Source organism: Acutalibacter intestini, assembly GCF_034334985.1.
Taxonomy (GTDB): Bacteria; Bacillota; Clostridia; order Oscillospirales; family Acutalibacteraceae; genus Acutalibacter; species Acutalibacter intestini.
In genome coordinates this window covers 1-8,326 of record NZ_JAWXXL010000066.1, presented here as the reverse complement: position 1 = coordinate 8,326, position 8,326 = coordinate 1, and the positions used below count along the sequence as shown (strand labels likewise).

Here is an 8,326-nt window from a genome sequence, read left to right as displayed (position 1 = left end):
TGCCCCGATCTTGAAAAACCTGCACGGTAATATCCTTGCCGATGGTGAAATACTCACCGGGCTTCAATCGTAATGACAACATGTTGGGCTCCTTCCCAGTTTTTCTAATCGCGGGCTTCCGCGCTTTCTACCCGCCGCACCGCATCATAGAAGGTAGTCGCGGCCATCCCGCAGCGCTCAGCGGCATCCTTCATCTTCAGCTTGTGGCTGCGCCACAGCATCCGGGCTTCCTCAAAATTCTCCGGCAAAGGCTTGCGGCTGTTCACCTTGTTCGGCTTTTCCATGCGGCGGACCGCATCATAAAAGGAGGTTTCTGCCATGCCGCAATGCTTTGCCGCATCTTTTAATTTCAATTTGTGATTGCGCCACAGCATCCGGGCTTCCTCGAAATTGTCCGGCAGCGGGTTCCGCCTGCGTCCGAAAGACACTCCCTCAGCCTTGGCTTTCGCAATGCCCTCGGCTTGCTTTTTGCGCCTATCCTCTTTGATGGACTGCTTGGTGGCGGACATAAGCAAATCGCCCACAAAGCTGCTCAGCAGCTCGTGGCTGTGCTCTGCGTCGCTTTCCACAAGAAGCGAAACGATTTCCTGTGCCAAATCACTTAACCGGACTCTCATTTCATCCGGCTGTGGAGAGGGCTCCCCATCAAATAACACATCCTGTATCTGCATGGATTGACACCCTCCTTCTGCTGTTTTGTCCGGTCAAGTGTAGGTAACCGGACAGCTGCTATTTAGCATTTTTTATTCGCTTACACACAGTATATCGGCCCTATTTCGAAAAAGATAAGCTGTTTTTTGAAAAAAATCGGTGTCCGATTACTTACAAGTTTCCGGAAGCCGATTTTTTTATTGCTTTTTCCTCGGATTCTGTGCGTTTGGCGGCGTCATAAAAGGTGGATTTTGCCAGGCCGCAAGCGTCCGCGGCTTCCCGCAGGCTAATCTCTCTCTTCTTCCATGCCAAGAGTAGCACCTGAAAATTGTCGGGCAGCTCCTGCTCTGGCCGGCCGAATTTTACACCCCGGGCTTTTGCCGCCGCAATACCCTCGGCTTGCCGCTGACGGATGTTATCGCGCTCACTTTCCGCCACAAAAGAGAGGATTTGCAGCACCAGGTCGGCGATAAAGGTGCCTATAAGGTCTTTAGCGGTGCGGGTGTCCAGAAGCGGCATGTCTATGACGCAAATGTCGATGCCCTTTTCTTTGGTGAGGATGCGCCATTGCTCCTGGACTTCTTTGTAATTGCGCCCCAGGCGGTCGATGCTTTTTATGTAGAGCAAATCCCCTGGGCGCAGTTTCTTCACCAGCCTTTTGTACTGCGGGCGCTCAAAATCTTTGCCGGACTGCTTGTCCATAAATATATTGGGGGACGGTACAGACTTGATGTTCAGCGCCACAACCTGCCTTTCCTCGTTCTGTTCTGTGCTGGAAACCCGCACATAGCCATATGTTTTCATATAACCCACTCCCTCCTGTTGTAATAATATTTTACATTATAGCAGCAGGAAGGACGAAACAAAAAAGCAGCCACCGGATTTTCTTAACCCGATGGCTGGCTTTATATATTCATGGATACACGCCTCAAAATTTGCGTTGTTTAACCAAAGAAAATCCAGCCTAAAGACTGGCTTTTCCCGCAATTCGCTATCCGATAGCCTACCCTACTCTGCTAACTCCTTCCATTCCCGGGCCTGCGCAACCTTCTTCTTCCACTCCACTCCTCCGTTGAAATTTCCTGCAGGCCCTCCTCGCTTTCAAGCGATTGTAAGCCCTCCGACACTCCCGCTGCGCCGGGGTCTTGGAGGCTTTTTCTTTTTCTGCTTTATTATGAGCGCCTACCTTGCGACAGGTGCGGGAGGTCTCACCCGGTGCGGTGATGTTGCAGCAGCACGTGTTGTACCCAGCAGTCAACAGAAAATACTTGCCGCAGTTGTGGCAGCGGCGAGGACAGTTGCCGTGAATCAGTCCGCGTTAGAAGTCAGCATATAAAAAGTTAATCAGATTATTGAATTGCAGCTTTTCGGCGATTAAAGGCCGGTGGGATTCGTCCAGGTTGCTCACAGGCACAAACTCGATAGCCACATCCGCTCTTACTTCCCAATCGGCATCTTTGGTCCTCCGGCCCAGCGGCTCAAAGCAGAGGGCAAGAATGGCGTCCACCTGGTTCAAAAAGCCAACAAGTTTTGCAAAAGCCCGCCAATCATGCTGAAAAACGAATCCATACGTTTGCGGCCTTCGGTCTCGGGAGTGGTAGCCTCCTGCCATTTCTCTGAATCAGCAATCAGTATAGAAAAGAAATGGTGCCTCGTTTTAATATCCGTGCCCATGTCGCGATAAGGAGGCATTCCCAACAACAAATCCCCAATCATGTTCAACCGTTTCTGCACGTCAGAAGCGATATTTTCATTTTTGCTTGCAAACATTTCCCTCATGACAGGCACGAAAATATCTGTGCGTTTCTGCAACTCGGAAATCCACTCATTTTTCAAATCCAATCATTCCGTGGTGATTTCACCCAGCGAATATATACGCCTGCCAGCAATTAGATTATCACCAGAACAAAAACGAAACCCCGTCAAAGTAGTCCATGGTTCCTCCTGTTACCGATGCGAAATCGGCATTTCCCCCTCTTTGTCCAAAGCAAAGCCATTGAAACCCGGGGTAATCCCTGCTAGACTATTGTAACGAACAGAATTTAAAATGTCAAACATGATTTAGGGGGATGAGTGAATGAAGAAATCCAAATTCAACCCCCACGAGGGGACGCCGCTGTTTCTCAACGCGAGGACAGTGGCAGAAGTGTTGGGCATATCTCAAGCGGGAGCTTATGAACTGTTACACCAAGAAGAATTCCCAGTGCTGAAAATCTTCTCTCGCTTGGTGGCGCCCAGGAAGAAATTCCCCTCGTGGATTGAGAGCCAGTCAGGATGCTGTGCGCTATAAGTTATTTCACTTCGCCAAAGGCAAAGCGGCCCTCAAACTTTTTTCCTCTGCCCAATCCTATCTTCTATTTCCGGCTGTCTGCTGGCGAAATTGCAGTCTACGGCTACCTGATCGCAAAGATGGCGCAATGGCTTCAGGTCTCCAAAAGCAGCTATTATGCATGGCGCAGACGAACGCCAAGCGCCCGCCAATTGGAGAACCGCTCCCTTCTGGAACAGATACGCCGGATCCATGAAGCGTCCCGCGGGACTTACGGCAGCAAAAAGATCCCCCATGTAGGTTTTCGAGGGCTTGCCCTGGCGCACCTTTTCAATAAGACCAATATCCGCCAACTGCTTTGTCAGCTTGACGATAGTGGGGTGGGAGCTCTGCAAATCACGCTTCATCTGCTCTACGGTGTAGATGATGAAAAGCCTACCATGCTCGTCAGGAAACTTATCCTCATGCTGGGCAGACAGACCAGCCCGTTTCAGTATTTTTGCGTACAGAATCACCGCACCGAAGTCCAGGCTGGAGAACGCCAGGTTCTCGATCAGCTCCTTTGGGACCACCAGATACCGGTAGCCTCTGGCACTCTGAGGGCGCATGGGTTTTAGATTCAATTTATTTCATGACGATATGGGCAGTACGTATAAAGAAGTTTTCACTGTTGGGGAGACAACTGTATGATGCGAAAGTGTCATACAGTTGTCTTTTTGCTGTACTGGCTAAATTCCGGGGAAAAACCAATCTCTCCAATAAAATTATAGTGTACGTCAATCCGTTGGACACGGTGGCCGCTGGATTTGTCCGGGGCGTGAACAACCGCCTTTTCCACAAACTCACGCAGGAGCGTCGGAGTCAGCTCCGTCGGCTCGGTGTACTTCTTCACGATTTTCATAAAGCTCTGGATATTGACCGTTTGGGCTTCGGCGGCGGCTACAACCTCCCACAATTCCTCTATGGACTGCTTCAGCTCGGCCTGTTCCTTTTCGTATCCATCGGACAGCTTTGCAAACCGCTCCACGCTCAACGTCCCCGCAACACGATCCTCGTAAAGCCGCTGAATAATCGCGTCCAGTTCGTTTGCCCGCCGCTCCTGCTTGTCCAGCCTGCGCCTGGCCTGTTCCTGCTCCGCTTGCTGTACAGCGGTTTTGTTCTCTATGACACGCCGTACAAACGCATCCTCGTCATCCTGTGCATAGGCAACCACCCTCTGCAAATTTTGAAGCACAAGCTGTTCAAGCACCACGGCCCGGATATAATGGGCGGTACACTGGCGCCTTGTCTGATAATTTGCGCAGATATAGTTCTCCTGCTCTTTAGAATATGAGGAAGCTCGATGATGGTACAGCTTCGCCCCGCAGTCCGCGCAGTAGGCAAGCCCGGAAAACATACCCATTTCTCCCAGCTTTGTCGGGCGGCGGCGCTGCTCCCGATTCTTCTGTACAAGTTCCCACGTCTCCTTATCAATAGATGGCTTCGTGGGTGTTCTCAAATACCGCCCGCTTATCCGGGGAATTGAAAATCGTCTTTTTGCTCTTATAGGAGAGCTTGGTAGTTTTGAAATTCGTTGTCCGGCCTAAATAGGCGTCCTGTCCCAAAATACTCAGGACGGTGGCGGGGTTCCAGCGGCAGGGGGCGTCCGGGTAATAGCGGCTTGTCTGGCCTGTGCGCCGAAAGGCGATTGTTCCCGGCGTTGGGATTTCTCGCTCTTTCAGCATCCGGGCGATTTTGCCGGGGCCGTTGCCCTCCGCGCATAGCTGGAAAATCAACTCCACCACGGGGGCGGTTTCCTCGTCCACCACCAGATGCCCGTCCTCGCCTTTTATGTAGCCATACGGGGCGTTTGACGCCAGCCGCTGTCCAGACATTCCCTTGTTACGGAAAACCGCCCGTATTTTCTTCGAGGTGCCCTTGGCGTACCACTCATTAAATAGATTGATAAACGGAATGCGAACTCTTGACTGGATTGGGACTTCTTTATTCTGATTGGTGATCCCATCGATTGTGTCAAATTGGTCATTGGCGGATACAAACCGGACGCGCTGCTTGGGGAAAAAATCTCCAGATGATAGCCAACTGTGATGTGGTCACGGCCTAACCGGGAAAGGGCTTTGACAACGATACATTTAATTTTACCGGCAAGAATGTCCTGAATCATCTGCTGAAATGCTGGGCGGTCAAAGCGATTACCGCTGAAACCGTTGTCGATATAGTAGTGCATGATAGGAGTTTGATGTTGGTGTCCCCATTCTTCAATGATAAGTTTTTGATTTTCGACGGAACCAGAAGAATCTTTATCCTGAACCGACAGACGGATATAGCCGACAGTGTCTCGACTTGGTTTGCAAATCAAGTCAATATTTGGGTGCTTTCTACTCTTTCGCGCCATGATCGTTCCTCCTCAACAGAAAAGGACTATGGCGCAAACCATAGCCCTTGAGAGGATTATATCATGTTCTGTTTTCCACTTCCACGAGGATGGCCTCATTTTCCGCTTCCACGAGCTTAGGCACCCGTATGTCAAGCCCAAGACAACAATAATTTTTTTAAAGATTTCCCTCGCCAGCGCCAAAACCGGCTACTTTCCAGACTATTTCAACATTCTGCCCCGGATAGACGTACACCCTCTCAATCAGAGCATCCACCAGTTCAGAACTCAAATTTCCCATATCCACCACCTTTTGCGCCAACACTTTGTTGGCTTTTTTCGTTTTTTCATCTGCCTGCTGCTGGGCTAGTTTAGTTGAAAGGGCAGCTTGCGTTTCCTGTAACCTGACAAGTTCAGCGTCGAGTGCCGCTTTTTTATCTCTGTACTCCTGTTCACTCAGTTCACCCAAAATCATTTGCTCAAAGAGTTTGCGTTTTTGCTCCTGCATTTCGCCGATTTGCTGGCCATTTCCTGTGCGTTTTGATGAAAGAGCCTTCATCCCGCTGACATCCACATCACCCATATCTAAGAGGATTTGCGCCTGCCTCTTCAGAATCTCGTAAATCACAGATTCCAACTCAGTTTCATCCACTCTAAGCCCATGGCAGGGAGCGTTCGAGTCTGCTTGTGAATGCCTACAAACGAAGCGAAAGGTCATATTGCCAACTCGTGAGAGCCTGTGCAGGCAGTTTCCGCAGTAGACTTTTTCCCGCAAAGGATAAAGGTGGACGTGTTTCTTTGGACATTTTGCCCGTCGTATCGTACTTTGCGTTTTGTCAAACAACTCTTTAGAAATTATGGGAGGATGGTGCTCCGGGATTTTTACCCACTGGCTCTCATCTTTCAGCCTGACAAGATTACTTCCCACTTCCCGAGATTCACGCTTACCGATAATATATGTCCCGGTATACCGCTCATCGTGAAGAATATTCAAGACTGAGGAGCCGCCCCATATCCCTCCACACCTGGATATATCATGATTAGCCTGCCCTTTCGCCTTTTTGTACTCGCCAGGGGTGGGTATTCCCCGGTCAAACAGCGCCTTAATTATTGCTGTGGTATTCTGCCCCTGCGCAGCCATTTCAAAAATCATCCGCACAATGGGAGCAGTTTCCGGGTCCGGCTCCATTCGGCCATTATCGCTCTTTTGGTAGCCGTAGGGACAAATCTTGCTCTGGTACTCGCCCCTCTTGAATTTCACATATTTGGCACTTTTGTATTTTATGGACAAGTCCCGGCTATAAAACTCGCTTATCAGATACTTGAACGCCACGTTTAGCCCGCCGGTATCGCCGTGGAGCTTTCCGCTGTCAAAATCATCATTGACAGAAATGAACCGCACTCCATAGAGCGGAAAGACCTTCTCCATGAAGTAGCCGACCTCCAAGCTGTTCCGACCGAACCGGCTGAAATCCTTCACGATGATACAGCCAATTTTGCCCTCTCGCACCAGATCGAGCAGTTCTTGAACGGCTGGCCGCTCGAAGTTCGTACCGGAGTAGCCGTTGTCCACAAATTCCCGAACCTTGCAGTCAGCCAGATCATCCAGATTCTCAGCGAATTTGTGCAAAGCCAATCTCTGATTCTCAATGCTCATGCTCTCCACCTTATAATCCTCGGTGGAAAGCCGGATGTAGAGCGCGGTCAGCTTATTCATTCCCCAGCACCTCCATTAGCTCGTCAAAGCCGCTTTCAAAGCGGAAGTCAATGGAGATGTCCTCCGGGCCGTTGACGGTGATGCGCTCAATCAGAGCATCTACTAGCTGTGCGGTCAGTTCGGTACTCGCGTCCACGTTGGACAACATATCCGCAAGGCTGACATACTCTTTTACCTGATGCTCTAATGTGGACTGCTGCTCTTTCAGGCGCTGAATTTCACCAAGTAATTCCTCAACTTTCTTTTCATAGCCGGATTTCATTTCCAGATACTCATCCTGGCTCAGCAGCCCGGAAACAAGGCTCTCATATAAGCGAGACATGAATTTTTTGGCAGTCACAGTCTCTTGGTTCAGCTTTTTGGCCTCGCTTTCTATTCTGTCCAGTTCATCAGAAAGCGTTCCTGCCGATCCTTTCAGCCGCAGTTCATTTCCGATGACTATTTCTGCTTTCCGGCGTATGATGGATATAATCAGCTTAAAAAGTTTCGCTTCGTTAATCGAAGTGTACTTTATGCAAGCGCCTCGCTCAATGCTGGAGTTTGCGATACAATAGTACAGATAGCCTCCCTCGTGCCGGTGCCGTTGAAGATGTCCGCCGCAGCCGCCACAGAATATGCGGCCACGCAGAAGATTTGGGGTATACGGTGTTTTTGCGATACTGTGGTGTTTGTCCTTTCGTTCCAGCCGAATGGCTTGAACCTTTTCAAACATTTTCCTTGAAATAATCGGTTCATGGGTATCTTTTTCAATAATCCAATCCTTCATGGGGACAAGCTCTTGCTTATGGCCGACGGCTTTCGTTTTTCCCTGCACCATATCGCCCACATATACCTGATCGGCAAGCAGTTTATTGACAACGCGGGTCTGCCAAGGGCCGCTGCCAATCAGCCGCTCATGGGTGATTATGCCTACATTAGCCTGATATTGGGAAGGAGTAGGCACTCTGCTTTCATTGAGATTTCGTACAATTTGACGGAGCGAAACTCCGTCCACTGTCCACTGAAATATCTGCCTGACAACCGGCGCGGTATCAGGATTCACCACCAGCTTGTGGCAGTCCTTGGGGTCTTTGAGGTAGCCATAGGGTGGGCGGCTCCCCACAAATTGCCCCTCCTTCATAGCTTGCCGCTGCTGGGAGCGCACTTTCCGGCTGATGTCGGCGGCGTAGGCCTCGTTCACCATGTTTTTTAATGGCACTATCATATGGGCGGCGCTGTTGGAGTTGTCCTCGCTGTCATACTGGTCATTGACCGCGATAAACCGAACGTGGTGCAGAGGGAAATATTTTTCCAAGTAAAACCCGGAATCAATGGC

General features: G+C 50.1%; 12 protein-coding genes. 1 reads left to right on the top strand and 11 read right to left on the bottom strand.

Annotation, left to right across the window (positions count from 1 at the left end):
• Positions 1 to 104: 104 nt before the first annotated feature.
• From U8U68_RS21095 to U8U68_RS21080, 5 genes are all read right to left on the bottom strand, one after another.
• On the bottom strand, positions 105 to 671 hold the full coding sequence (locus U8U68_RS21095; RefSeq protein WP_322204334.1) for a hypothetical protein: 567 nt from the start codon (positions 669 to 671) through the stop codon (positions 105 to 107).
• A 151-nt stretch (positions 672 to 822) separates the two neighbouring features.
• A complete protein-coding gene (locus U8U68_RS21090; protein WP_322204332.1) occupies positions 823 to 1,455 on the bottom strand; it encodes a recombinase family protein in 633 nt (210 codons plus the stop codon).
• A gap of 199 nt (positions 1,456 to 1,654) precedes the next feature.
• Positions 1,655 to 1,960, bottom strand: a complete 306-nt coding sequence (locus U8U68_RS22570; protein WP_367575878.1) for a DUF6076 domain-containing protein — start codon at positions 1,958 to 1,960, stop codon at positions 1,655 to 1,657.
• 9 nt (positions 1,961 to 1,969) lie between these two features.
• Complete coding sequence (locus tag U8U68_RS21085; protein WP_322204330.1) at positions 1,970 to 2,167, bottom strand: hypothetical protein; 198 nt, start codon at positions 2,165 to 2,167, stop codon at positions 1,970 to 1,972.
• Positions 2,164 to 2,487 carry a hypothetical protein gene (locus U8U68_RS21080; protein WP_322204328.1) on the bottom strand — a complete coding sequence of 108 codons (324 nt, stop codon included), beginning with the start codon at positions 2,485 to 2,487 and terminating at the stop codon, positions 2,164 to 2,166. Before U8U68_RS21080 ends, U8U68_RS21085 begins: the two co-directional genes overlap by 4 nt.
• 241 nt (positions 2,488 to 2,728) lie before the next feature.
• Between U8U68_RS21080 and U8U68_RS21075 the strand changes: the two genes are divergently transcribed.
• Positions 2,729 to 2,941, top strand: a complete 213-nt coding sequence (locus U8U68_RS21075; protein WP_322204326.1) for a helix-turn-helix domain-containing protein — start codon at positions 2,729 to 2,731, stop codon at positions 2,939 to 2,941.
• A 32-nt stretch (positions 2,942 to 2,973) separates the two neighbouring features.
• Here U8U68_RS21075 and U8U68_RS21070 read toward each other — a convergent pair whose 3' ends face one another.
• The 6 genes from U8U68_RS21070 to U8U68_RS21045 all read right to left on the bottom strand — a co-directional run.
• Positions 2,974 to 3,528, bottom strand: coding sequence for a replication initiator protein A (locus U8U68_RS21070; protein ID WP_322204324.1), 555 nt, complete (start codon positions 3,526 to 3,528; stop codon positions 2,974 to 2,976).
• A 92-nt stretch (positions 3,529 to 3,620) separates the two neighbouring features.
• Entirely contained in the window at positions 3,621 to 4,418 is a 798-nt protein-coding gene (locus U8U68_RS21065; RefSeq protein ID WP_322204322.1) for a DUF4368 domain-containing protein, read from the bottom strand.
• Positions 4,390 to 4,728 carry a recombinase family protein gene (locus U8U68_RS21060; RefSeq protein ID WP_322204320.1) on the bottom strand — a complete coding sequence of 113 codons (339 nt, stop codon included), beginning with the start codon at positions 4,726 to 4,728 and terminating at the stop codon, positions 4,390 to 4,392. The genes U8U68_RS21065 and U8U68_RS21060 overlap by 29 nt, the downstream gene beginning before the upstream one ends.
• Before the next feature lie 20 nt (positions 4,729 to 4,748).
• Positions 4,749 to 5,315, bottom strand: a complete 567-nt coding sequence (locus U8U68_RS21055; RefSeq protein WP_322204318.1) for a recombinase family protein — start codon at positions 5,313 to 5,315, stop codon at positions 4,749 to 4,751.
• A gap of 157 nt (positions 5,316 to 5,472) precedes the next feature.
• Positions 5,473 to 7,011: a recombinase family protein gene (locus tag U8U68_RS21050; protein ID WP_322204316.1), complete on the bottom strand. Its 1,539-nt coding sequence runs from the start codon at positions 7,009 to 7,011 to the stop codon at positions 5,473 to 5,475.
• Positions 7,004 to 8,326: recombinase family protein (locus tag U8U68_RS21045; protein WP_322204314.1), on the bottom strand; the 1,323-nt coding region annotated here is incomplete at its 5' end. The genes U8U68_RS21050 and U8U68_RS21045, both read right to left, overlap by 8 nt.

Bases quoted from the DNA above. Each gene is read 5' to 3' on its own strand.
- U8U68_RS21050 (WP_322204316.1), bottom strand. From the start codon at position 7,011: ATGAATAAGCTGACCGCGCTCTACATCCGGCTTTCCACCGAGGATTAT.
- U8U68_RS21095 (WP_322204334.1), bottom strand. From the start codon at position 671: ATGCAGATACAGGATGTGTTATTTGATGGGGAGCCCTCTCCACAGCCG.
- U8U68_RS21055 (WP_322204318.1), bottom strand. From the start codon at position 5,315: ATGGCGCGAAAGAGTAGAAAGCACCCAAATATTGACTTGATTTGCAAA.
- U8U68_RS21090 (WP_322204332.1), bottom strand. From the start codon at position 1,455: ATGAAAACATATGGCTATGTGCGGGTTTCCAGCACAGAACAGAACGAG.
- U8U68_RS21075 (WP_322204326.1), top strand. From the start codon at position 2,729: ATGAAGAAATCCAAATTCAACCCCCACGAGGGGACGCCGCTGTTTCTC.
- U8U68_RS21070 (WP_322204324.1), bottom strand. From the start codon at position 3,528: ATGCGCCCTCAGAGTGCCAGAGGCTACCGGTATCTGGTGGTCCCAAAG.